Source organism: Pseudomonas sp. PAMC 25886, from assembly GCF_000242655.1.
In the GTDB taxonomy this organism is placed as follows: Bacteria; Pseudomonadota; Gammaproteobacteria; order Pseudomonadales; family Pseudomonadaceae; genus Aquipseudomonas.
In genome coordinates this window covers 42397-65899 of sequence record NZ_AHHC01000067.1, presented here as the reverse complement: position 1 = coordinate 65899, position 23503 = coordinate 42397, and the positions used below count along the sequence as shown (strand labels likewise).

The window sequence follows — 23503 nt, the reverse complement described above, 5'->3', positions numbered from 1 at the left end:
CGCGGGCGAGCCCGGCTCCCACATTTGATCGCATTCCAACTGTGGGAGATGGCTTGCCTGCGATGAGGCCAGTACTGCCACCATAAAAACTATTGGGTTCTTGGCTGCTCAGTAAGCACCACCGACGAAGGCACCTCGTCCTCCGGCTCATCCACCTGCTGCCCCACCCGCTGCGGCAGCATCACCTGCTGTGGATAAGTTTGCGCGAAGTGAACAAACGCGCAGTTATCCACAAGCTTTTTCAGCCGCTGGTTAAACGCGCGACTCACTGCATATTGCCCGCCCGACACCGTCCGGAACTGCGCCGTCAGCACCACGCCGTTGAGGTCCATCTTGTCCACACCAAACACCTCCAGCGGCCCTTGCAGGTTGTACTTGAGGAACACGTCATCGCGAATCGACTGCCCCGCCTCGCGGATCAATTCCACCGCCTTGTCGACGTCGGTGTCATAGGTGAACTGCACCGAGAAGAACGCATAGGCGAACTGCCGCGACTGGTTGGTAACCGCCTTGATCTGGCCGAACGGCACCGAATGCACAAATCCCTTGCCGTCCCGCAGGCGCAGGGTACGGATGGTCAGGCCCTCGACCGTGCCGGCGTGGCCGGAGTCGAGCACCACCCAGTCGCCAATCGACAGGGTGTCTTCGATGATGATGAACAGCCCGGTGATCACGTCCTGCACCAGTTGCTGGGAGCCAAAACCAATCGCCAGGCCGACCACCCCGGCACCCGCCAGCAGCGGTGCAACGTTGATCCCCAGATTCGCCATGGTGGTGATCGCGCAGATCACCACCAGGATGATTTTCACCGCATTGCGCAACAGCGGCAGGATGGTTTTTACCCGCGTACTCGGCTGGCGGCTGGAGCGTTTGTTGACCGGCGGTTTCAACGCTTCCTGGATCGCCGTGTCGAGCACCACCCAGAACAACCAGGTCACCAACAGGATCAAACCAATGCTGCTCAGGGAGTCGCTGATGGCCCGGCCCACGGAGTTGCGCTGGGCAAATTCAAACAGCGAGACGCCCCAGATACGCCCGAGGATTTCGATAAAGGCGATGGCCATGACGATGCGCAACAGCGCGTGCAGCAGGCTGAGGAACCGCTCCTTGTAGGCGCTGCTGCGCTGCACCGCCACCGTGCTGCGAGACTGGAACAGGTGCTGCAACACCGTGCTGAGGAATACGGTGCCGATCAGCAAAATCGTGGTGAACAGCGCACAGCGCAGGGCTTTCTGGCTGTCGTCGCCGGCACCGATCAGATTGATCGCCGAGACCAGCACCATCAGCAAAATCGGCCAATACCACAGGCCGGAAAACACCCGCAAGGATTGCTGCACCGCCGGGTGTTTCAAGCGTTGGGCGAGTGGCCGGTTGCGGATCAAATGCGCCACCGGGCGACGCAGGCGAATCACCAGCATGCCGAAAATCACCGAGGCAAACAGGCCCGTGAAGATCGCGACGCTGGCGGTGATATTGCCGCCCAGTTGGCGGGCGATCTGCGGGCTGGTCAATGCGTCGCTGAGGGCGGCGAGGAAGCCGATCAGGAACAGCGGCTTGGGGCAGTAGTCACGAATAATCTGCACGGCCGGGCGCTTGTGGCCGACGTTGAACATGACGATGACGCACAGCAGCATCGAGGTGGAAAAAATACCGCTGCTGGTGGCGTAGGCAAAACACAGCGCCAGCGCACGCCCCACGGAGGTGGGCAGGAAGTGGCTGACGTAAAGCGTCAATGGCAGGCAGATCAAGGCCGGGACGGTGTAGGGAATCAGGTAGCCCAGCAACGCCTGAAGGCGCTGGCGCGTTGCGATATGCCGCTGCCGGCTCAGGCGTCTGACGATAAACCGCCCGAGCAGCGTCAGCGCAGCGAAGGCGCCGATCCATACGCCAGACAACAACAGGAAATCCCCGGCCACGCTCCATGAGGAACGTTCGGACGGCTGGTTGACCAGCTTGTCTACCTCGTCCGCCGCCCGGTCGGCCCGCAGGCGCCAGGCGTCGATAAGGTTCTGGTTGAGGTCGAGTTTGTCCTGCACATCATCGATGCTGGAACTGATGGCGCCGAGCAGGCCGCCTTCCACCAACAGTTCCGGCTTGGCCGGGGCGGCAGGCTCCGGAGCCGCGGGGGCGGTGGCCGCTTGCAGCGCGCCATTGCCGCAAAGCAGCAGCGCGGCGAGCAGTAGCACAGTCTTTAAATTCAACAAAACACCGGGCTCCTTCAGAAGGGTCTGTAAGGAACTGACGGGTTTGGCGCCTGATCGTTCCCCCGGCGCGTGGATCCGTGCGCTCCAGGCAAATATCAAATGCCAATACCTGTCTTTTTCCGCACAAGCCAACCACCGAGACTGCGCTCCTGATTGAAACCCACCGGAGTTGCAGCCATGCCCATTGCCTTGCTCGCGCTGACCCTCAGCGCTTTTGCCATCGGGACGACCGAGTTCGTCATCGTTGGCCTGTTACCCACCATCGGCGCCGACCTGGGCGTCAGCCTGCCGTCTGCCGGCCTGCTGGTCAGCCTCTACGCCCTGGGCGTGGCCATCGGCGCGCCGGTGCTCACCGCCCTGACCGGCAAAGTGCCACGCAAACTGCTGCTGTTGTCGCTGATGGTGCTGTTCACCCTCGGCAACCTGCTGGCCTGGCAGGCGCCGAGTTATGAATCCCTAGTGCTGGCGCGGATCGTCACCGGCTTGGCCCACGGGGTGTTTTTCTCGATTGGTTCCACCATCGCCACCAGCCTGGTACCCAAGGAAAAAGCCGCCAGCGCGATTGCCATCATGTTTACCGGCCTGACCGTGGCGTTGGTCACCGGTGTGCCGCTGGGGACGTTTATCGGCCAGCACTTCGGCTGGCGCGAAACCTTCCTCGCCGTCTCGGCCCTGGGCTTGATCGCGTTTATCGGCAGCCTGCTCTATGTGCCGAACAACATCGCCCACAGCAAGCCGGCGTCGCTGTTGCAGCAACTGCAAGTGCTGAAACAACCACGGCTGCTGTTGGTGTACGCCATGACAGCGGTTGGTTACGGCGGCTCGTTCATCGCGTTCACCTACCTGGCGCCGATCCTTCAGGACATCTCCGGTTTCAGCGCCGGCACCGTCAGCCTGGTGCTGCTGGTGTACGGCATCTCGGTGGCCATCGGTAACATCTGGGGCGGCAAACTGGCCGACAAACGCGGCCCGATCAGCGCCCTGAAAATCATCTTCGCGCTGCTCGCCGCCGTGTTGTTCATGCTGACGCTGACGGCCGGCAACCCATGGCTGGCCCTGGCCACCGTGCTGGTGTGGGGCGCGGTCGCCTTCGGCAACGTGCCGGGCTTGCAGGTGTACGTGGTGCGCCAGGCGGAACACCACACGCCGAACGCGGTGGACGTGGCCTCGGGTTTGAACATCGCAGCGTTCAATGTGGGGATCGCCGGTGGCGCGTGGGCCGGCGGCTTGATCGTCGCCCATATGGGCTTGATCCACACCGCGTGGATTGGTGGCTCGGTGGTGTTGGTGGCCCTGGCGCTGACGACCTGGAGCGGGCGTCTCGACCGGTTGGGGCCGGTGTATGCCGAGAGCTCGACCCGCGTGGTTGGCGGGCACTGATCCAGCAACGATAAAGAACCCAATGTGGGAGCAAGCCCGCTCCCACATTTTGCGGTGTGCCGTCTGTAAGGGCGCCGAAACTTTCTGCCAAATTCCACAGTCATCCAAAAACGGAGGTCACTCGACACCCAACCGACGGGAGCAACCATGACCCACCCGGAGCTGATGCCGACCACACCCATCGAAGCCATCACCCGCTTCAGGGTGCTGACGGTCAACACCCACAAGGGCTTCACCGCGCTCAACCGGCGCTTCATCCTGCCCGAGCTGCGGGAGGCTATTCGCAGCGTGGCCGCCGACGTGGTGTTCCTCCAGGAAATCCACGGCACCCACGAGCGCCATCCCAAGCGCTACAGCAATTGGCCGAGCATGCCCCAGTACGAGTTCCTCGCCGACAGTATCTGGCCGCAATACGCCTACGGTCGCAATGCGGTGTATCCCCATGGCGATCACGGCAATGCGTTGCTGTCGAAATTCCAGATCATCCGCTACGACAACCTCGACATTTCCCAAAGCGGCCACGAAAGCCGTGGGCTGCTGCATTGCGTGCTGCGCCTGCCGGGCAACGTGCAGGACGTGCATGCGATCTGCGTGCACCTGGGGCTGCGGGAGGTGCATCGCCAACAGCAACTGCGATTGATTGCCCAGCGGATCGCCGAGATTCCAGCCGACGCGCCGGTGATTGTCGCCGGTGACTTCAATGACTGGCGCCAGCGGGCCGATCTTGCCCACTGCGGGCTGCGGGAAGTATTTATCGAAACCCAGGGCAAGCCGGCCCGCACCTTCCCGGCGCGCCTGCCGTTGCTGCCCCTGGACCGCATCTATGTGCGCAACCTCAAGGTGCATCAGCCGCAAGTCCTGACCAGCCGTCCGTGGTCGCATTTGTCGGACCACGCGCCGTTGTCGGTGGAGATCGAGTTATGAACAGCGCGCCGCTGGAGAAGGTTGCGGTGGAACACATCGCCACCGATCAACCGCCCGATGATGCGGCGGCCCGGGACCTGAATTACAGCTGGCAAAGCGGCAACCAGGTTGAGCTGCTGGAGAACGGCGAGGCCTATTTCCCCAAGGTGTTCGAGGCCATGCGCCAGGCCCAGCGGGAGATCTTGCTGGAGACTTTTATTCTGTTTGAAGACAAGGTCGGCCATGAGCTTCAGCGCATTTTGATCGAGGCGGCGCAGCGTGGCGTAAAGGTGGTCGCCAGCCTCGACGGATTTGGTTGCGGCGAGCTGAGCCCGGGGTTTCTCGGTGAGCTGAGCCAGGCCGGCGTGACCGTGCAGATGTTCGACCCGGCGAGCAAAACCCTGGGTTTTCGCACCAACTGGTTTCGCCGCCTGCACCGCAAGATTGTGGTGGTGGATGCCAGCGTGGCGTTTATCGGCGGGATCAATTTTTCGGCCGATCACCTGGGGGATTTCGGCCCCGAAGCCAAGCAGGATTATGCCGTGCAGGTGCAAGGCCCGGCGGTGGCCGACCTGCATCATTTCGCCCTCGCACAAAGTGGCCGGCGCGTGCGCAAGCGGCGTGGCTGGCGGCGCGAACAACAGGCATCGCCCTGGGCGGCGGGCGAAGGTGATGGCCGGGTGCGGCTGATTTACCGCGACAACCTGCAACACCGTTCCGACATCGAAGAAGCCTACCTGCACGCCCTGCGCAAAGCCCAGCGGCGGGTGGTGATTGCCAACGCCTACTTCTTCCCCGGCTATCGGCTGCTGCGGGAAATTCGCAATGCAGCGCGGCGCGGTGTGCAGGTGCAACTGATCATGCAGGGCCAGCCGGATGTGCTGCTCGCGAAGCTGGCGGCGCGCATGCTCTATGACTATTTGCTCAAGGAAGGCGTGGTGATCCACGAATATTGCCAGCGCCCGCTGCACGGCAAGGTTGCCTTGGTGGATGAAGAATGGAGCACCGTGGGTTCGAGCAATCTCGACCCACTGAGCCTGGCGCTGAACCTTGAGGCCAATGTGCTGATCAGTGATCGCGGGTTCAATCAGCAGTTATTCGAACGCCTGGAATACCTCAGTCAAAACCACTGCAAGGCCATGCCGGAAAACCGCACGCCCCGCGGCTGGTTCTGGCGGGTGACGGTGGGTTTTGTGGTGTTCCACGTGCTGCGGCATTTTCCCTCGTGGACCGGCTGGTTGCCGGCCCATAAACCGAGGTTGAAACCCTTCGTTCACCAGGAGCGCCCGGACCATGACCCAAGCCCGCACCGCTGAACAAAGCGCCCACCCCGGCTTTTTAAAGCGCTGGAAAAAGCCGCTGACGGTGGTGTTTTTCCTGGTGCTGATTGTGTTGTTCACCCTGCTCGCCCGGCGTATCGACTGGAGCGAAGTGTTCGACACCCTGGGCGACTTCAAGCTGCGTACGTTGCTCATTGCAGGCGCGCTGACCCTGTGCAGTTTCCTGGTGTACTCGTGCTTCGACCTGATCGGCCGCACCTACATCCGCCAACCCTTGCGCTGGAAGCAGATCTTGCCGGTGGGCATCATCAGCTATGCCTTCAACCTCAACCTGAGTGCCTGGGTCGGTGGTATCGCCATGCGCTACCGCCTGTATTCACGGCTGGGGGTGAGCAGCGGGAATATCGCGAAGATCCTCGGCTTGAGCCTGGCCACCAATTGGTTCGGCTACATGGCGATTGCCGGCGCGGTGTTCAGCAGCGGGCTGGTGACATTGCCGCCGGGGTGGAAGCTCAGCAGTGGCGCGCTGCAAGGAGTGGGCGTGCTGCTGGTACTGGCGAGCCTGGGTTATCTGTTGGCGTGTCGCTTGTCGAAAAAACGCGCGTGGTCAGTGCGCGGGATAGAAATCAGCCTGCCTTCGCTGCGCATGGCCGTACTGCAACTGGCACTCGGTGCGCTGAACTGGTCGCTGATGGCGGCGGTGATTTTTACCCTGCTGCCCAAGCAACTGGATTACCCGGTGGTGCTCGGGGTGTTGCTGATCAGCAGCATCGCCGGGGTGGTTACACACATCCCGGCGGGGCTTGGGGTGCTGGAGGCGGTGTTTATCGCCCTGCTGCAACACGAAGCCTCCCGCGGCAGTCTGCTCGCGGGATTGATCGCCTACCGCGCGATCTACTTCATCCTGCCGCTGCTGGTGGCCCTGGTGATGTACCTCGCGGTGGAAGCCAAGGCCAAGGCGTTGCGCGTGAAGAAGACGCCTACGACTGGATGATGCTCAAGCGCTCGCCCACCACCATCTCGGTAATCCAGTCCACCAGGATCGAGGTGTAGGCCTGCTGGGAGACCGGGTCACTCAGGGAGTGATCCGCACCATCGATGATCCGGTGGGTCAGCGAGTGTGTCTGCTGGCAGGCGGCGCGGTAACTCATGATGGTGGCGTGGGGCACGTGATCATCGGTTTCGGATTCAACGATCAGCACATCGCCGGTAAACGCTGCGCAGGCATGCAACGCGCGATTGGTTTCGGCGTGCACGAACGTCCCGCGATAATCCATCAGGTCGGCTTTATCGAGGTCGCGTTTGGGCTTGAGCCATTCCTGGTCGCGGTACAGTGCCGGCACCCTCAGCGCCAACCAGCGCACGGGCCTCAACGAGGTAAGGATGGCCGCCAGGTAACCGCCGTAGCTGGTACCGACCACGGCCACCGCCGAGGTGTCGATGGCCGGGTGTGACAGCAGGCGGTCGTAGGCGGCCAGCAGGTCGCGCAGGTTGTCTTCGCGGGTGACGCGGGACAGTGGAATACCGTTACCGGCATGGCCGCGCAGGTCGAAGGTCAGGCATACGCAGCCGAGCCCGGCAATCCCTTTGGCGCGTTCCAGATCACGTTCCTGGCTCCCGCCCCAGCCGTGCACAAACAACACCCCCGGCACTTTCGATTTGGGACTGAGGAAGGTCCCGCTCATCTGTTCGTCGTCGATATCAATGGCAATGGTTTCACTTCTAGCCGTCATAAGATTTGACCGTTACGTACTTGAGAAGAAAGTCGCTGTTTTCCGCCGGCCCCCGGTACACCTCGATCGCGTCAGCCGGCAGTGGCTGGTCGACGTAGGTCTCTATCGACGACACATGAATCGCCTTCAGCCCGGGATTGTTGACGAAGCTTTGCAGCGCCGCGACTTCCGCGCTGCTGGCCCCGCCCATGCGCCAGGATTGCTCCAGCACGCCGCTGCGGCGCTGGCCGTCGCTGTCCAGGCCCTGGGCGATGTCGTAATTGCGCCGCGAGGCATAGAACCCGGGGTAGGCCTCATCTGCCGCGTTATCGAAGGTTTGGGCCTGTTCGATCGCCAGGCGCACGTCATCGGGCAGGTCCAGCCTGAGCAGGTCTTGGTAGTAGCCCTGGACCACCAGCAGGTTAGATCCACCATAGACCTCTTCGCCCTGCCCGTCCCGGGTCAGGTATTGATCACCGCAGTAGCTGATGACGTGATCGCCGATAAAGCTCTGGCCGACACTGTGGGTGACCACATCGTGCAGGTCCTGCTCCAGCACCACGCCCTCGCCGAACAGTTGCGCCGCGTCGGGCCGCGCGAGAATGGCGTCGAACTCATCGAGGCTGCGGATTACTTCCTGCCCGCGACCGGCACACGCATGCACGGGCTTGAGGCGGATCGGCCCGGTGTACAGCAAATGGGTCGCCGCCGGCCGCGCGTCTTCCAGGGCGTGCACGCTCAAGCCATCCAGCACCACATTGCGGATGCGCTCGGCAAACAGCGGCGACCAGCCTTCAGGCGCCACCGCCTCTTTACTCAGCAAGCCGTGGCTGATGGCCTTGGTGCAAATGAAGTCGTGGTCGACATAACCGCCCCACAGGTCTTCGGGGCCTTTGACGCCCAACTGCCGTGCCTGGGCCGCGCCGACCAGGGTCTGGGTAGGTAACAGGTAGAGATCGCGCCCGCCGTGCAGCTCTGGGTTATAGCTGCCGCCGTATTTGAGCCCGAGGATATGCGCCAGCCAGCGGGCCAGGGCGCGGTTGGTTTCGACTTCGTGCAACGGCGCGTCCGGTCGGATTGAATGCGCCACCACGATTTTCTTGCGATTTGTCGGGGTCATGCGTCCCCCTTGGCTGTCCTGCCATGTGTGTAGGGAAACGGTTGCAGGGATCAAGCCAAGGCGGCGTCTGGTTAAACCCGAGGGTAATCAAACGGTTGAGGAAAAAGCGATGGCACTTGGCCTGTTTTATTCTGCACGAAGGGCTCCTGGTGTCGCGGCGTTCTGCACGATTCAGCTTTGGGTCTTGGTCGGTGTCACACCAAAACGGCTGCGGTAGTCGCTTGGCGCCAGCCCGGTGATTTTCTTGAAGGTGGCGCGGAAGGCGCCCGGGTCCTGGTAGCCCACGGTCCAGGCGATGTGATCAATGGTGCCGTTGGTGAACTCGAGCATCTGCCGTGCCTTGCCGACCCGCAGGTGCTGGCAGTATTCAGTGGGTTTCAGACCGGTGGCGGCGCGAAACCGCCGCAGGAACGTGCGCTCCTCAAGCCCGGCTTGCAGCGCCATCGCAGTCAGTGAGACGTCCACCGCACCGCTGGCCTGCAGCCAATGTTGCACCTTGAGAATCGCAGCGTCGCCATGGGCGAGGATCGGCGCAAAGTTACTGCCGCACTCACTGGCGCTGTCGCTGTGCTCGATCACCAGGAAGCGCGCGGTGCTGGCGGCGATGCTCGGGCCGAGCAGGCGGTCAACCAGGCGCAGGCCGAGTTCGGACCAGGCCATCAGGCCGGCGGTGGTGATCAGGTCGCCGTCGTCGACAATGGGTTTGTCGGCTTCCAGGCGAATCGCCGGGTAACGGGCGGCGAAAGACTTGGCCGACGTCCAGTGCGTGGTGGCGCTGCGTCCGTCCAGCAGGCCACTTTCCGCCATCAGGATCGAGCCCACGCACACTCCGCCCAGAATGGTCCCGCTGCGGTGCTGCTGGCGTAGCCAATCCAGCAACTCGGAGGAGGCCTGGCCTTCGGAAAAGCCCGCGATGGAGGGCGGAATCAGCAAGGCCGTGAGCGCTTGGCCGCTGCCGGGCTGGCTGTCGAACACCCGGGTCGGCGCATGGCCGGTTTCCGCCTGCCAATGGCTGATGCGCAACGACGGCAATTGCGCGGACTGATGCTCGGCTGCGATCCGGTTGGCGACAGCGAACAGGTCGGTCAAGCCATGCACGGCGGCCATTTGCGCGCCGCTGTAGATCAGCACGCCAAGTTCGACGATCGCCATTGTCAGTTTTCCCTCTGTTATTGTCGGTGCGGCCAATCCCCAGGCGCCACGCCAGCCACGATACTGGACGCATCAACCATCACAAGGAAACCAAACATGGCCAAGCAAGCGCTCATCCTAATCGATATCCAGAACGACTACTTCCCCCAGGGCAAGTGGCCGCTTGACGGTGTGGACGCAGCAGCAGACAAGGCGCAGCAAGTGCTCCAGGCGTTCCGCCAGGCGGGCGATGCGGTGATTCACGTACGCCACGAATTCACCTCGGACGATGCGCCCTTCTTCACCCCGGGTTCGGAAGGTGCACATTTGCACCCCAAGGTTCTGAACCAGGCGGACGAGCCGGTGGTGCTCAAGCATTTCGTCAATGCGTTCCGCGAAACCAACCTGCGGGCGTTGCTGGAACAACGCAGCATCACCGAGTTGGTCGTGGTCGGCAGCATGAGCCACATGTGCATCGACGGCGTGGTGCGTGCAGCGGCGGACCTGGGCTACACAGTGACCGTGATCCACGATGCCTGCGCCACGCGGGACCTGGAATTCAACGGCACCACCATACCGGCAGCCCAGGTGCATGCTGCGTTTATGTCGTCGCTGGGGTTTGCTTATGCGAGCGTGGTGTCGGCTGAAGCGTATTTGAACGCACAGGGCTAAACCTGAAACCGTGCGGCCTCACAAGGAGGCCGCCGATCAAAGGGTTTCCTCGAAAATCGCTACCGCCCGGACAAAACCGGCAGAGGCGTGTTTGATCTTGTAGGGGAAACACGACACTTCAAAACCGTGGGCCGGCAAAGCGTCCAGGTTGGCCAGCTTTTCCATCTGCCCATAGCCGATATCCCGTCCCGCCTTGTGCCCTTCCCAGATGATCGAGCTGTCACCGCTGGCCGCAAACCGCGCCCGGGTATGGCTGAACGGTGCGTCCCAACTCCAGGCATCGGTGCCCACCACGCGCACCCCGCGCTCCAGCAAATACAAGGTGCCTTCGCGGCCGATCCCCACGCCTGCGTCCAGGTAGCCCGGCTGGCCGAACAAGGCTCCCGCACGGGTATTCACCAGCACGATGTCCAGCGGCTGCAACACATGGTCGATACGCTGCAGCTCAGCCTCGATTTGTGCAGCGCTGACCACATGCCCGTCCGGCAGGTGGCGAAAATCGAGCTTCACGCCCGGGCGCAGGCACCAGTCCAGCGGGATTTCATCAATGCCATAGGCCGGCTTGCCGCCATCGGTGGTCGAGGCGTAATGCCACGGCGCATCCATGTGCGTGCCGCTGTGGGTGGTGATGTTCAGGCGCTCGGCTGCCCAGGCTTCCTGGCCGGGCATGTCGTCGATACACAGGCCCGGAAACATCGCGAGTAGCTCCTGGATACCGCCCTGGTGGTCGACGTACTCGATCTTCGGCAGCAGCGGTGGCGGGTCGGTGTAGGGATTGTTTTCAAGGGTGACCGACAGGTCCACCAGACGACGTTTGCGTTCAGTCATGAAAGCGCCTCTTGAATCAGCAAGGTGGAATCCACCAGGCGCTGGTCGATGGCGCCGAATACCGACTCGCCCTCGCTGTCCAGTGCCTCGATGCGAATGCGGTCGCCAAACTGCATGAACCCGGTCAGCGGCTGCCCGTGGTCAATCATCTCGATGGCCCGGCGTTCCGAAATACACGCCGAACCCACCGCGCGGTCGACGTTGGACACGGTGCCGGAGCCGATGATGGTGCCGGCACGCAAGCGCCGGGTGCGTGCGGCGTGGGCGATCAGGTCAGCGAAGCTGAAACTCATCTCGGCGCCATGGGGCGCGCCAAACCAACTCTGGTTCCAGGTGACGCTCAGGGGCAGGCACACCCGCCCGTTGTGCCAGGCAGCGCCAAGCGCTTGCGGAGTGACGGCCACCGGCGAAAAACTCGACGAGGGCTTGGCCTGGAAAAACCCGAAGCCGGTGCTGACTTCATGCAGCAGGAAGCCCCGCAGGCTGACGTCGTTGACCAACAGCACCAGCCGCACGTACTGCAACGCCTGGTCAGCGGGGCAGCCCATCGGCACCTCATCGACGATCACGGCGAATTCGCCCTCGAAATCGATTCCGTGATTCACGTCCGGCAAAGGCACATCGTCGCAAGGCCCGAGGAAGTCGTCGCTGGCGCCCTGGTACATCAACGGAATGCGCTCGTCGGCCATGGGCGGCAGGCTGAAGGCTTTTTGCAGCAGGTGCGCGTGGTTGAGAAACGCCGAACCGTCGCACCACTGATAAGCCCGGGGCAATGGCGCTGCGGCGTGTGTGGGGTCAAACGCAAACGATTCGGGCGCTTGCCCCAGGTTAAGCAACTGGTAGTGCCGGCTCAGCACCGGTTCGGCCTCGGCCCAATTCTCCAGCGCCTGTTGCAAGGTCGCAAAAGGCGGAGCGATGACCGCGTGGCGCAGGTCTTGGGAGACCACCACTAACTGGCCGTCGCGATGGCCGTTTTTCAACGTAGCGAGTTTCATCGAGCATTCCTCAGGGAATAAAACGGTTAATGCAGGACCATGTCGTCCGACACTTGAATCGGATCAAGCAGCCGCACCCCGGCCAGCCACGGTGCGATCAGCGAAACCAGGGCCGCCAGCAGCAATCCCCAGCCGACCATGGCCACCGCGCCTACACGTCCATCGGACACTCCGGACAACGCCATGACCAATAACGGGCTGGCAAACTGGCCGCCGAAAAAACCCGCGTTGAACAGGCCGGTACCTTTGCCGCGGTGTTCGAAGCTCAGGGTGGAAAGTGCCCAACTGAGGACCGTGGGCAACGCCAGCCCGCCGCCCAGGCCGTTGACCATCACGGCGATTACCGCCGTGCGGTAGTCGACGGCGTTGGCCAGCAGCAAAATGCCGATGCCGGACACCACAAACGCCAGCGCCAGCAGCAAGCCCGGGCCGAACCGGCTCAGGCGCCGGAAGCACAGGGCACCGACAAACACCGCCGAATGGCCCAGGCCGATGGCCATGCCAATGCGCTGCGGCGAATCAATGCCGATGTGTTCCAGCAGGAAACCGGTTTGTACCGGAACAATGAAAAAGCCCAGGGACGCCAGCACGGTCATGCCGCAAATCACCGACAGCGAGCGCCAGGGAAAACCTGTGCTCCGCGCCACCTCGACCGCCGCGCTGGCGCCCCGCAACGATTCGCGCAACGCCAGGTGCATCAACGGCGCAAGCAGCAGGCCTACGATGTACACCGCAAACGGCAGGCGCCAACCGTGCTCACCGATGATTCCGCCCAGCATGAAAAACGCGGTGGCCGACAGTGAGGTGACGATGGTTTGCCACGAGAGCAATTGCACCCGGTCGCGGCCGTCGAAGTAGTCGCCGATCAGCGCGGTGCAGCAGGTCATGATCGCCGCCTCCGCCAGGCCCAGGCCGGCGCGGCTGAGCAGAATCGCGTCGAGGTTATCCAGCACCAGCGGCAACGGCCCGCAGATGCCATACAGCAGCATCGCCAACACCAGCAGGCGCTTGCGCCCGATGCGGTCGGAGAGCCAGCCGGCGAACGGCGAAAACAACGCGATCATCAGCGCCGGCAACGTCAGCACGATGGGCACGATCAGCCCGACGTTGGCTGTGCCGGAAAAGTGTTCGGCGATGCGTGGCAACACCGGGGCAATCAACACCCCACCGAGAATCGGCAGGCAACTGCCGAGCAACAACAACGGGCCTGATCCGCGCGGGCGAGGCGCGGGGGCAGCTTGCGAGGACGGGTTCATGCGGGGTTTCCTATTGTTGTTATCGGGTGTTCAAAACGTGCATCAGGCAGCAGGAAATGCGCCAGGGCCGGCAGCAACACCAGTGCACCGAGCATGTTCAACAGGAACATGAAAGCCAGCAGAATGCCCATGTCTGCCTGGAACTTGATCGGTGAAAAACCCCAGGTGGCGACGCCGACTGCCAGGGTTACCCCCGTCAGCATCACCACTTTGCCAGTGAACAGCAGCGCCTGGTAATAGGCTTGGGACAGGCTGTCACCCGCCTTGCGCCGCGCCAGCAAAATGCTCATGACGTAAAGCGCGTAGTCCACGCCGATGCCAACGCCCAAGGCGATCACCGGCAAGGTCGCAACCTTGACGCCGATGCCCAGCCACACCATCAGCACCTCGCACAGGATCGAGGTGAGCATCAACGGCAGGATCACGCAGACCACCGCGGCAAGGGAGCGGAAGGTCAGCAGGCACAGCACAATCACCGCGCCGTAGACCCAGTACAACATGTCGTGATTGGCCTGCTTGACCACGATATTGGTCGCGGCTTCGATGCCCGCATTGCCGGCCGCCAGCAGGAACTTCACGTCGGCGGTGTCATTGGCCTGGGCGAAGGCCTCGACTTCATTCACCAGCCGCGTCAACGTCACGGCTTTGTGGTCACGCAAGTAGGCGTAGAGCGTGAGGGTGTTGCAACTCTGGTTGAACAGCTCACGCGGTGCCCGACCGGTGATGGAGTTAAGCAACGCCTGGTTCCGGGTCAGGTCGTACCACTTCGGGTTGCCTTCGCTCATGCCCACCAACAGGCTGCGGTTGAGGCTGGCCAGCGACGCCGTGGACTCCACGCCCGGCAGTTGGCGCAAGCGCCACTCCAGTGCATCCACGCGCATCAAGGTGGTGTAGTCGGAGCAGGCGCCGTCAGGTGTGCGCACGATCACCGCGAACACGTCGCTGCTGGCGCCGTAGTGGGCGACCATAAACCCGTTGTCGCGGTTATAGCGCGAGTCGGCCCGCAACTCCGGGGCGCCGGCGTCGAGATCGCCGACTTGCAACTGCTGGCTGACCCACCAGCCGCCGCAGGCCAACACTGCGCTGATCATCAGCGTGCCGGTGGCCCAACGGCGCTGGGTAAACCGGTCGAGGAACGCCCACAACGGATGCTTGCGCCCGTGCCGGTCAGCCTCTTCACTGTGCAGGCTGCGCGCCGCGGCCCGGGCACTGACACCCCAGTAGCTGAGGAGAATCGGCAGCAGGATCAGGTTGGTGAACACCAGCACCGCGACACCCATGCTGGCGATCAATGCCAGGTCCTGGATGACCTTGATGTCGATCAGCATCAACACACCAAACCCCACCGCGTCACACAGCAAGGCGGTAAGGCCGGCGAGAAACAAGCGCCGAAAGGTGAAGCGCGCCGCCACTTGCCGGTGCATGCCGCGCCCGATGTCTTGCATGATGCCGTTCATTTTCTGTGCGCCATGGCTCATGCCGATGGCCAATACCAGGAACGGTACAAGCACCGAATAGGGGTCGAGTTCGAACCCCAGCAACGCCACCAGGCCCAGTTGCCAGACCACCGCAATCAACGAGCAGGCCATCACCAGCAAGGTGCTGCGCAGGCAGCGGGTGAATGCGTAGAGCATCAGCGTGGCGATCAGAATCGCCGCCGCGAAAAACAGCAGCACCTGGCGCAACCCGTCGATCAGGTCGCCCACCACCTTGATGAAACCGGTGATGTGAATCGTCAGGCCCTGAGCCTGGAACTCGCTGCGCAGTTGCTCCAGCTGTTGGGACAACGCGCTGTAGTCGAGGGCTTTACCGGTTTGCGCGTCGACGTCCATCAAGGGCACGAAGATCAGGCTGGAGCGGCCGTCCAGGGCGATGGTCTGGCCGATCTCACCGGAGCGCGTGGCATTGCGGCGCACCGTTTCCAGGCTGCTGGCGGAACCGTCGTAGTCATCGGGGATCACCCGGCCGCCTTCCACGCCCTCCTCGGTCACCGCCATCCAGCGCATGTTGGGGGTCCACAGGGATTTCATGAAAGGCCGGTCGACACCCGGCAGCAAAAATACTTTGTCGTTAAGACGGGCCAGCAATTCCAGGTAGTGCGCGTCGTAAATAGTGGTGCCGGGCGCCTCGACGGCGATGCGAACCGCGTTGCCCAACCCGGTGAGTTCCTTTTGGTTGGCCAGGTAATTGGCAATGTAGGGATGCCCCGTGGGGATCATTTTTTCAAAGCTGGCGTTGAGCCCAAGGCGGGTGCTGGCGGCGCCGAGGCCCAGGGTCAACAGCAGGCACAGCCACAGCACGAGGCTGCGATGGTTGAACAGCGCCCGCTCAATCAGCGAGCCGGAATGGCGGTCGAAGTTCTGGAGACTGTGCTCGGGGCCGCGCTGCAGGTCGAGCGGATTACGAAGATGCGTCATTGCCCGTTCACCTGTTCCAATCGTTTGATGCCGCGCGCGCCCACCACGACCCACTGGCCGTCGCCCGCCTGACTGAGGGAGGCCACCGCACCAACGGCCGGCAGCCCTTGCTCGCGTAAAGCATCACCCTCGGCACTGAGTAAAAGGTGGCCACTCTGGTCAGCGAGCATCACACCGGCGCGGGTTGAACGCGCTGCGACCACGCTGCTGTTGAACGGGTTATTCACGGCCTGCCATTGCTGGCCCTGATCGCTACTGCGCCAGACATTCCCGCGCAATCCCGCCACCAGAACCGAGCCATCGGTTGCCAGGTTCAGGGTAAAAAAACTGCCGTCGTACGGGCTCGGCAACCGCGTGAAATGCGCGCCACCGTCTGCGGATGTCCACAACGCGCCCTGTTCTCCCGCGACGAAAATCCGTGGGCCTTGAACAGCGATCGCGTACAGGTGATTGCCCGCCGGGTTGTCCAGGCGGTCGACCCAGGACTGCCAGCTCACGCCACCGTCTTCGGTATGCAGGATCAGGCCGAAAGCCCCCACCACAGTGCCTTGCCGTTCGTTGCTGAAATGCACGGCCAGCCAGGGTTTGTCGGCACCGTCTGCGACAAACCCCTGGGCCACCTTGAGTTGCCGTGCCGAGGCATCCGGGGCCGCACGCACGGCATCGAGTACGCGTTGGGCAGCGCCCTTGCCGTCCAGTTGGAGCTGCCAGCTTTCGCCACCGTCGACGGTGTGCAGGACCACGCCGGCATGCCCCACTGCCCAGCCTTGCGCGGCCGTGGCAAAGCTGACCGAGGTCAGGCTTGCGCTGGTGGGTACCGGGGCCTGGCGCCAGTGTTGGCCGCCGTCGTCCGAAAGCACGATCAAGCCCTGCTCACCGACGGCCACCAGGCGTGCTCCTGCCTGGGCGATATCTATAAGCACTGCCTGGGTGGGCGCCGCCACCTGCAACGCCGGGCGCTGCAGGACATCACTGACGGGCGCCTCGGCAGCATCGGCTGCCAGGCAGATGCCCAGCACGCCCAGCGCCAGCCATACGGGTTGCCCACGCATCAACGCACACCATCGGCCGCCAGGCCGTCCGGGCTGAAATCACTGTCGGGGAACGGCGCGACCACATCGTTGTGCACGCGTTTTTCGGTGACCACGTTGTGGGCCATCCAGGCACCGGTCTGCAGGTCGTATTGGCCGTATAAACCGCGCACCAACCCGGGCAATTGCGGCATCAGGTACGGCAGTTGAAAGTAGGTGCGCCACAATTGGTGATTGGCGTCCCAGCTGTCGCCGAGTACGGCCATCCAGGTGTCTTCGTCTACGTAGAAGCGGCGCTTGGGCATGCTGTGGCGTTTGCCGGCGACCAGGTTGCCTTCAATCACCCACACGCGATGCAGTTCCCAACGCATGTGGTCGGGGTTGAGGAAACGTTCGCCGAGGATCGCGTCGTCCTTGGCCGGTTGCAGGATCTTGTTGCTGTTGTAGGGAATCAGCATTTCCTGCTTGCCGACGATCTTCCAGTCATAGCGGTCGAGCGGTCCGGTGAATACCGAGACCTCATCAAAGTTGGCCACACCGGAACTGGTGGGCGTGGGCGTGTCGTAAGACGACACCGGCAGTTTGCGCACACGGCGCTGGCCGGCCAGGTAGACCCAGGATTGCGGGCCGCCGTTGGCGTAATCCAGCGGCTCACGGCCCAGCAAGGCTTCACCGGCACGTTGCGGCGGGCCGAGGTTGACCAGGCGGGTCATCCAGTACACCCCTTTGTATTCGGGTTTACCGTCCTGGAAGTAATACGGCATCTCGCGCTGCGCCTGTACCGTGGCTGACAGAATGCGCTGGCCGCTGGCGGTGATCACGTACACGTTGTAGTCGTTCTTCCAGGCCACGCCGCGCCAGCTCAGGTGATGGTTCCAGATCACTTCGGCGCCGGTGGTCGGGACAGGGAACGGAATGCCGCCACTGGCGCCTTCCAGGGTGTTGCCCTCATGAGTGAGGTGCGCGGCCGTGGCGTTTTTCAGGGTGTTGTCGTAGACCCATTGCGGCGCGGCGGCGGTGCGCCGGCTCGGGTACACGTCGATGCGGTAGGTCGGGTATTTGGCGAACAGCGCTTTTTGCCCGTCGCTGAGTTTGTCGGCGTACTGCGCGACGTTTTGCGGGGTGACCGAGTACAGCGGTTTGTCACTGGCAAAGTAGTCCGGCAGGCGCGGGCCCGGGTTGACGCCAGCCGGCACCTGGGTAAAACCCTTGTCCCACGCGGGAATACTGCCATCGGCATTGCCGGCGCGCTCGGCACCCAACGGGGTCAGCGTGGACTTGAGTTGCTGGGCCTGGGCGTCGGTTGCAGCCCAGCCTGCGGGCGCGACGGCCACCAACAGACCCGCGAGCATCAACGGTTGGAGTTTCATGAAACGCACCTCTGTTTATTGTTGTTATGCAGCCACGGTCAAAATGATCGCTGGACGGTAAAGGCGATAAAGTCGCGGTCCTTGAGCGGTTGCCCATAGGTATTGGCGTTCCGGCTATCGAGGAAGTTGTCGCTGCCGCCGATGTAGTGCGTGTAGTTGAGGCCAGCCTTCCAGGTTTGCAGGTACTCAAGCTGCAGGCCGATGCTCACATCGCCGCCTTTGTCGCCCACCCCGTTGTTGAATTTGCTGATCACCGACGAGCGCCCTTTCGGGTTGTAGCCCAGGCCCAGCGGCACACTCAGGTCGACGCCGGGGTACACCTGGAAGAAGTTGGGGGTGAAGCTCATGCGCAGGCCCCAGGCATCGCGCTCGCTGTTGGGGTCGAGCGCGGCCGCGTTTTTGGTGATGCTGGTGCGCCGGTGCCAGGCCACTTCACCCGCCAGGCTGGCGGAGTCCCAAATGCCGTTGCTGTTGAACGAGTAGAGGCTGGAGAGCTGGGCGTGCAGCGAGTTGCCCACGGCATACAGGGCATGGCTGTCGTTGTCTCCCAGGCCCGTCGGGTTGGCCTGGGACACGCTCACCAGCGGCGTATTGCGCCGCACCGAGACTTCACCGGCAACGTTGGCATCGCCCACTGAGGTGCTGAAGCTGGCGCCAAAAGCGCGAATCCCTTCGGCGTACACCAGTTGGTATTCGCCCAGTTGACCGGTCAACGGGTTGGGCCCGCCGGGATTGGCACGGGTGTAAATCATCGGGTCCTTGGCGTGGTAACGGATCGCATAGAGGCCAAAATCGGTGTTCCAGTCTTCAGGCGAAAACCGCAGCGACAGACCGTACTGGCCCTTGTCGTCCGCCTTGATGTCCTTGCCGTGGAAGAACGCCAACGGTTGTTGGTTGGGGCCGATCGGGCCACCCACAATCAAGCGCTCACCGCCCTCGCCCACCACATCCGAGGTGGAAAAATAACTGCCCACGGCAGGGATGCGGTTCTCTTCCCACGCAAGCTGGTAGTACGCCGCCACCGAGACATTCGGCCGCAACTGGACCTGCCCGGAGAATTGGTTGACCGGGCGAATCAATTCCTTGAACGGCGTATTGGGTACCGAGGTGGCCTTGATGATGTCCACCGGTGCTTGCCCGCCAGCAATGCCATTGGCCCCGAAGAACAGGCTTTCGCCCCACAGCACGGTGTGCCGGCCCAGGCGGAAACTGGTGGGCAGTTCGCCGAGGTTGCCCTTGCCGAAGACAAACGCATCGAGGATCTCGGCGTCGCTGCCGTGCAGCTTGCGGGTGTCGTCCGTGAAGTGGTCGTAGCTGACTGAGCGCTGATTGGCGGTGGCCGGGGAATCGTTGTCGTTGCTGCCTTCATACACGCTGTCATACCAGCCGGCCGCACTGACGCGGGCGCCGAAGTTGTTATAGCGCGCATCAAATTCGGACAGGATATTCAGCCGGTTGGAGATCAGGCCTTTGTTGAAGTTACGGTCGCTGTCGTCCTGGTTGACCGTGCTGACGAGCTTGCTGTCCCGGTCTTTGACGCGCCAGGCAGCGTTGTACTTGAGGGTGTTGTCCCAACGCAGACGCACGTCTGAATCGCCGGTGTCGATTTCAAATGCACCCGCGTGATGGACCCAGCCCACTGCGGCAAGCGCCGCGGCGAGAGTGGCCCAATGGCAAGGCGGCCGGACGCTGCTCATACGTTCCCGTTTCATCAATACCAACCTCTGACTTGTTATTTTTGTCTTGAAAGGTCTTTTGAGAACCGGCGCTCCTGCCGCTTCTGGAGTCGATAATAGGGAGGGCCAAACAATCCGAACAATCGATTATCGGGATGCCATCCATCCAAAAAAAGTGATACAACGCGCCATGCTCATCTGGAGGCAAGGCCATGCGTTTTCATCACCTGGATTTGAATTTGCTGGTGGTCCTCGACACCCTGCTCACCGAACAGAACATCACGCGCGCCGCGCAGCGCCTGAACGTCAGCCAGTCGGCGGCCAGCGGCTTGCTGGCGCGGTTGCGCGATTATTTTGATGATGAGTTGCTGGTGCAGGTGGGGCGCAAGATGTTGCCGACGCCACTCGCCCAAGGCCTGGCCGAGCCGGTGCGCCGGGTGCTGCTGGATATTCAATCGACGATCGTCAACAAACCCGAGTTTGACCCGCTGACCTGCAAGCGCCACTTCAAGCTGATCGCCACCGATTTTGTGACCACGGTCATTCTCGGCCCGCTGACCCAACGCCTGCAGCAACGGGCGCCGCACATCACCCTCGACATCCAGCACGCCTCCGATCACTACAACCAGATGCTGACCCAGGGCGAAGTGGACTTTGTGATCATGCCCGATCAGTACCTGTCGGACCTGCATGCCAAGGAGCTGTTGTTCGAGGATGACTACCAGTGCGTGGTCTGGTCGCAGAACAGCCTGGTGGGCGATCACCTCAGCCTGGAGGAGTACCTGAGCCTGGGGCACATTGCGGTCAACTTCGGCAGTGCCCGCGAACCCAGCTTCAGTGAAAAAATCCTTCAGGGGTATGGCCAGGCGCGCCGGGTCGAGTTGACCACCAGCAGCTTCAACACGGTGCCGCATCTGCTGGTGGGCACCCAACGGGTCGCGGTGATCCCGCGAAGCCTGGCGACCCTGTATGGCGATTTTTTGTCATTGCGCGCGCTGGCGCCGCCCTTTGAACTGCCGCTGCTGCGCGAATTCACCTTATGGAACAAAGTGCTCGACAGTGACCCGGCGCACCGCTGGATGCGCCACTTGCTTCAGGAAGTGGCGGCGGAATACAGCGAGCGGGTGGCCGGGTTGTTCAACGGGTCGCGATGATGAACAGCCGAGGGAACGGCAGCAGTACGGTGCCATCGGCCAGCGCCGGATAGGCCTGGGTGATCCGCGCCAGGTACTCATCGAGGAAGGCGCTCTTTTCCGAGTCAGTCAGGGGCGCCAGGAACGGACGCAATGCCGACCCCTTGAACCACTCCACCACTGCGGCAGAGCCTGCCAGTGGATGGTGGTAAGTGGTACGCCATACATCCACGGTGGAGCAGTGTTTGCTCAGCAGCTCAAAGTAGTAGCTCGCGGTATGGCGCTCGTTGTGTTTCACCGCGCCGATCTTTGCGGCCCATGGGCCGTCGGCCGCGATTTCCCGCGCCAGCTTGTGGGCCGGCTCATCAAGGTTGTCGGGCGTCTGCACGGCCAGGGTGCCGCCTTCGGTCAGTTGATTGACCAAGTGCGGATACAACGTGGCGTGATCCGGCAACCATTGCAGTGAAGCATTGGCGAGGATGACGTCGAATTTCTGCGCCGGGTTCCAGGCGCCGATGTCAGCCAATTCGAAGTTCAACGTGGGCAGGCGCTTGCGGGCATCGATCAGCATGTCATCGGAGCTGTCCATGCCGGTGACCAGTGCCTTCGGAAAACGCTCGGCCAGCACCTCGGTGGAATTGCCCGGGCCACATCCCAGGTCGACGGCAGTGCGCACATCGCCCTCAGGGATGGCCGCCACCAGATCCCGGACGGGACGGGTGCGTTGTTGTTCGAACATCGAGTATTGCTTGGCTGACCAGGTCATTGCGGCATTCCTTCTTCTGTGAGGAGTGACGACAGCCTAAATCTTGTGATCCATGAGAACAAATGCCAGGATTGACCATCTCCCATACCTCAAAAGTATTCCTATGCTGGAACTCAGGCAGCTCAAGGCCTTCGTCGCGATTGCCGAAGAAGGCTATATCACCCGCGCGGCAGAACGACTGGGCATGCAGCAACCGCCCCTGACGCGCCTGTTGCAAAGCCTGGAAGCCGAATTGGGCGTGGTGCTGATGGAGCGCCTGCCACGGGGCGTGCGCCCGACCACGGCGGGTTTGGCCTTGCTGGAGGAAGCTCGACATATTCTGGCCAGCGTCGACGGCGTGGCCGACATTGTGCGCCGCGCCGCCCGGGGTGAACGCGGGCGGCTGGCCATTGGCTTTACCAGCTCTGCCGCTTTGCACCCGTTTGTGCCCAGCGTGTTGCGCCTGTTTCGGGAAACCTTTGTCGGCGTTTCCGTGCTCCTGGAAGAAGCCGGTACCGGCGAGCTGCTGGACGCGTTGCTGCATGAAAAACTCGATGCGGCGTTCATCCGCTCGCCGCTGAGCGGGACACAAGCGTTGCAGGATGAGCCGATCCTGGTGGAGCCGATGTTGCTGGCGCTGCCCACTGATCACCCGCTGGCGATCGACCCGTCGACCCCGCTGCCGTTGGCGGCATTGGCGACGGAGGCATTTGTACTGTATCGGCGTCGGGTGGGGTTGGGGTTGTATGACGCAATTCTGGTGGCGTGCCGCGAGGCGGGGTTCAGCCCGCAGGTGGTGCAGGAGGCGCCGCGCATGACGGCGACGTTGAGCCTGGTGGCGGCGGGGCTTGGGGTTTCGATTGTGCCCGCCTCCATGCAGCGCTTGCGGGGTGACGGGATTGTGTATCGCGAGCTTTCGGAGTGCCGGAGCCTGGTGGCGCCATTGCACCTGGCGACCCGGGTGGGTGATACGTCGTCGGTACTGGAAAGGTTTCGGGAGCTGGTGGTGAACGCCGCGTCTACCGACGTATAGCAGGTCGGCGGGCACGAAACGAGAAACCCCCGAGGCCAAGGCCATCGGGGGTTTTCAGGTGTTACGCGACAGTTCGGGTCTCAAGCGACCTTAGAACGGAATATCGTCATCAAAGCTGTCGAAGTCGGCTGCCGGCTGAGGCGCTGCCTGCTGTGGCGCTGGACGCGACTCACGCTGTGGCTGCTGGGTTGGCTGCGGACGCGACTGCTGTTGTGGACGCGGTGCCGAGTTGGACATGCCACCCTGGCCCTGTTGGTCGCCCTGTGGACGGCCGCCCAGCAGTTGCATGGTGCCTTGCATGTCGACCACGATTTCAGTGGTGTAACGCTTGATGCCGTCTTTTTCCCACTCGCGGGTCTGCAGTTTGCCTTCGATGTAGACCTGCGAACCTTTGCGCAGGTATTCACCGGCGATCTCAGCAACCTTGCCGAACATCGACACACGGTGCCATTCGGTTTTCTCGACCTTCTGGCCGGTTTGCTTGTCGGTCCACTGCTCGCTGGTCGCCAGACTCAGGTTGGTCACGGCGTTACCGTTCGGCAGGTAGCGAACTTCGGGATCCTGGCCGCATGTACCGACCAATATGACTTTGTTAACCCCACGGGCCATAACGTTCT

At 62.6% G+C, this 23503-nt stretch carries 20 protein-coding genes; 7 read left to right on the top strand and 13 right to left on the bottom strand.

Features of this window, described 5'->3' with window-relative positions; translation table 11 throughout:
• Positions 1-89: 89 nt before the first annotated feature.
• Complete coding sequence (locus tag MUM_RS0123090; protein WP_010174638.1) at positions 90-2204, bottom strand: mechanosensitive ion channel family protein; 2115 nt, start codon at positions 2202-2204, stop codon at positions 90-92.
• A gap of 177 nt (positions 2205-2381) precedes the next feature.
• Here MUM_RS0123090 and MUM_RS0123085 point away from each other — a divergent pair, with 177 nt between their 5' ends.
• The 4 genes from MUM_RS0123085 (at position 2382) to MUM_RS0123070 (ending at position 6761) form a co-directional block, all read left to right on the top strand.
• On the top strand, positions 2382-3584 hold the full coding sequence (locus tag MUM_RS0123085; protein WP_010174636.1) for an MFS transporter: 1203 nt from the start codon (positions 2382-2384) through the stop codon (positions 3582-3584).
• A 147-nt stretch (positions 3585-3731) separates the two neighbouring features.
• Positions 3732-4508 carry an endonuclease/exonuclease/phosphatase family protein gene (locus MUM_RS0123080; protein ID WP_010174634.1) on the top strand — a complete coding sequence of 259 codons (777 nt, stop codon included), beginning with the start codon at positions 3732-3734 and terminating at the stop codon, positions 4506-4508.
• Positions 4505-5803, top strand: coding sequence for a cardiolipin synthase ClsB (gene clsB / locus MUM_RS0123075; protein ID WP_010174632.1), 1299 nt, complete (start codon positions 4505-4507; stop codon positions 5801-5803). The genes MUM_RS0123080 and clsB overlap by 4 nt, the downstream gene beginning before the upstream one ends.
• On the top strand, positions 5781-6761 hold the full coding sequence (locus MUM_RS0123070; RefSeq protein ID WP_010174630.1) for a lysylphosphatidylglycerol synthase domain-containing protein: 981 nt from the start codon (positions 5781-5783) through the stop codon (positions 6759-6761). The genes clsB and MUM_RS0123070 overlap by 23 nt, the downstream gene beginning before the upstream one ends.
• On the opposite strand, the gene MUM_RS0123065 is transcribed toward MUM_RS0123070, so the two are convergent.
• The 3 genes from MUM_RS0123065 to MUM_RS0123055 form a co-directional block, all read right to left on the bottom strand.
• A complete protein-coding gene (locus tag MUM_RS0123065) occupies positions 6748-7500 on the bottom strand; it encodes an alpha/beta hydrolase family protein (protein ID WP_003210032.1) in 753 nt (250 codons plus the stop codon). The two genes, MUM_RS0123070 and MUM_RS0123065, sit on opposite strands and share 14 nt — an antisense overlap.
• Positions 7490-8599 carry a DUF3182 family protein gene (locus MUM_RS0123060; RefSeq protein ID WP_010174626.1) on the bottom strand — a complete coding sequence of 370 codons (1110 nt, stop codon included), beginning with the start codon at positions 8597-8599 and terminating at the stop codon, positions 7490-7492. The genes MUM_RS0123065 and MUM_RS0123060 overlap by 11 nt, the downstream gene beginning before the upstream one ends.
• A 171-nt stretch (positions 8600-8770) precedes the next feature.
• Positions 8771-9751, bottom strand: a complete 981-nt coding sequence (locus tag MUM_RS0123055) for a GlxA family transcriptional regulator (RefSeq protein ID WP_010174624.1) — start codon at positions 9749-9751, stop codon at positions 8771-8773.
• 96 nt (positions 9752-9847) lie between these two features.
• On the opposite strand from MUM_RS0123055, the gene MUM_RS0123050 reads away from it, so the two are divergent.
• Entirely contained in the window at positions 9848-10402 is a 555-nt protein-coding gene (locus tag MUM_RS0123050; RefSeq protein WP_010174622.1) for a cysteine hydrolase family protein, read from the top strand.
• 36 nt (positions 10403-10438) lie between these two features.
• Here the strand turns inward: MUM_RS0123050 and MUM_RS0123045 are convergent, their stop codons facing one another.
• The 7 genes from MUM_RS0123045 to MUM_RS0123015 are packed head-to-tail and all read right to left on the bottom strand — an operon-like array spanning position 10439 to position 20011.
• Positions 10439-11230 (bottom strand): cyclase family protein, encoded by a 792-nt coding sequence (locus MUM_RS0123045; RefSeq protein ID WP_010174620.1) that lies wholly within the window; start codon positions 11228-11230, stop codon positions 10439-10441.
• Positions 11227-12225 carry a fumarylacetoacetate hydrolase family protein gene (locus tag MUM_RS0123040; protein ID WP_010174618.1) on the bottom strand — a complete coding sequence of 333 codons (999 nt, stop codon included), beginning with the start codon at positions 12223-12225 and terminating at the stop codon, positions 11227-11229. Before MUM_RS0123040 ends, MUM_RS0123045 begins: the two co-directional genes overlap by 4 nt.
• Before the next feature lie 26 nt (positions 12226-12251).
• A complete protein-coding gene (locus MUM_RS0123035) occupies positions 12252-13481 on the bottom strand; it encodes an MFS transporter (RefSeq protein WP_010174616.1) in 1230 nt (409 codons plus the stop codon).
• Entirely contained in the window at positions 13478-15898 is a 2421-nt protein-coding gene (locus tag MUM_RS0123030; RefSeq protein WP_010174615.1) for an efflux RND transporter permease subunit, read from the bottom strand. The genes MUM_RS0123035 and MUM_RS0123030 overlap by 4 nt, the downstream gene beginning before the upstream one ends.
• Positions 15895-16950: a WD40/YVTN/BNR-like repeat-containing protein gene (locus tag MUM_RS0123025; protein WP_010174613.1), complete on the bottom strand. Its 1056-nt coding sequence runs from the start codon at positions 16948-16950 to the stop codon at positions 15895-15897. The genes MUM_RS0123030 and MUM_RS0123025 overlap by 4 nt, the downstream gene beginning before the upstream one ends.
• Positions 16950-18299: a DUF1329 domain-containing protein gene (locus MUM_RS0123020; protein ID WP_010174611.1), complete on the bottom strand. Its 1350-nt coding sequence runs from the start codon at positions 18297-18299 to the stop codon at positions 16950-16952. Before MUM_RS0123020 ends, MUM_RS0123025 begins: the two co-directional genes overlap by 1 nt.
• Before the next feature lie 38 nt (positions 18300-18337).
• Positions 18338-20011, bottom strand: a complete 1674-nt coding sequence (locus MUM_RS0123015; protein ID WP_050543220.1) for a DUF1302 domain-containing protein — start codon at positions 20009-20011, stop codon at positions 18338-18340.
• Positions 20012-20187: 176 nt separating this feature from the next.
• On the opposite strand from MUM_RS0123015, the gene MUM_RS0123010 reads away from it, so the two are divergent.
• Positions 20188-21129, top strand: a complete 942-nt coding sequence (locus MUM_RS0123010) for a LysR family transcriptional regulator (protein ID WP_010174609.1) — start codon at positions 20188-20190, stop codon at positions 21127-21129.
• Here the strand turns inward: MUM_RS0123010 and tam are convergent.
• Complete coding sequence (gene tam, locus MUM_RS0123005) at positions 21113-21874, bottom strand: trans-aconitate 2-methyltransferase (RefSeq protein WP_010174608.1); 762 nt, start codon at positions 21872-21874, stop codon at positions 21113-21115. The genes MUM_RS0123010 and tam overlap by 17 nt on opposite strands.
• 103 nt (positions 21875-21977) lie before the next feature.
• Here tam and MUM_RS0123000 point away from each other — a divergent pair, with 103 nt between their 5' ends.
• Positions 21978-22886: a LysR family transcriptional regulator gene (locus tag MUM_RS0123000; protein WP_010174607.1), complete on the top strand. Its 909-nt coding sequence runs from the start codon at positions 21978-21980 to the stop codon at positions 22884-22886.
• Between the two features lie 90 nt (positions 22887-22976).
• On the opposite strand, the gene MUM_RS0122995 is transcribed toward MUM_RS0123000, so the two are convergent.
• Positions 22977-23495, bottom strand: coding sequence for a single-stranded DNA-binding protein (locus MUM_RS0122995; RefSeq protein WP_003210042.1), 519 nt, complete (start codon positions 23493-23495; stop codon positions 22977-22979).
• Between the last annotated feature and the right edge of the window lie 8 nt (positions 23496-23503).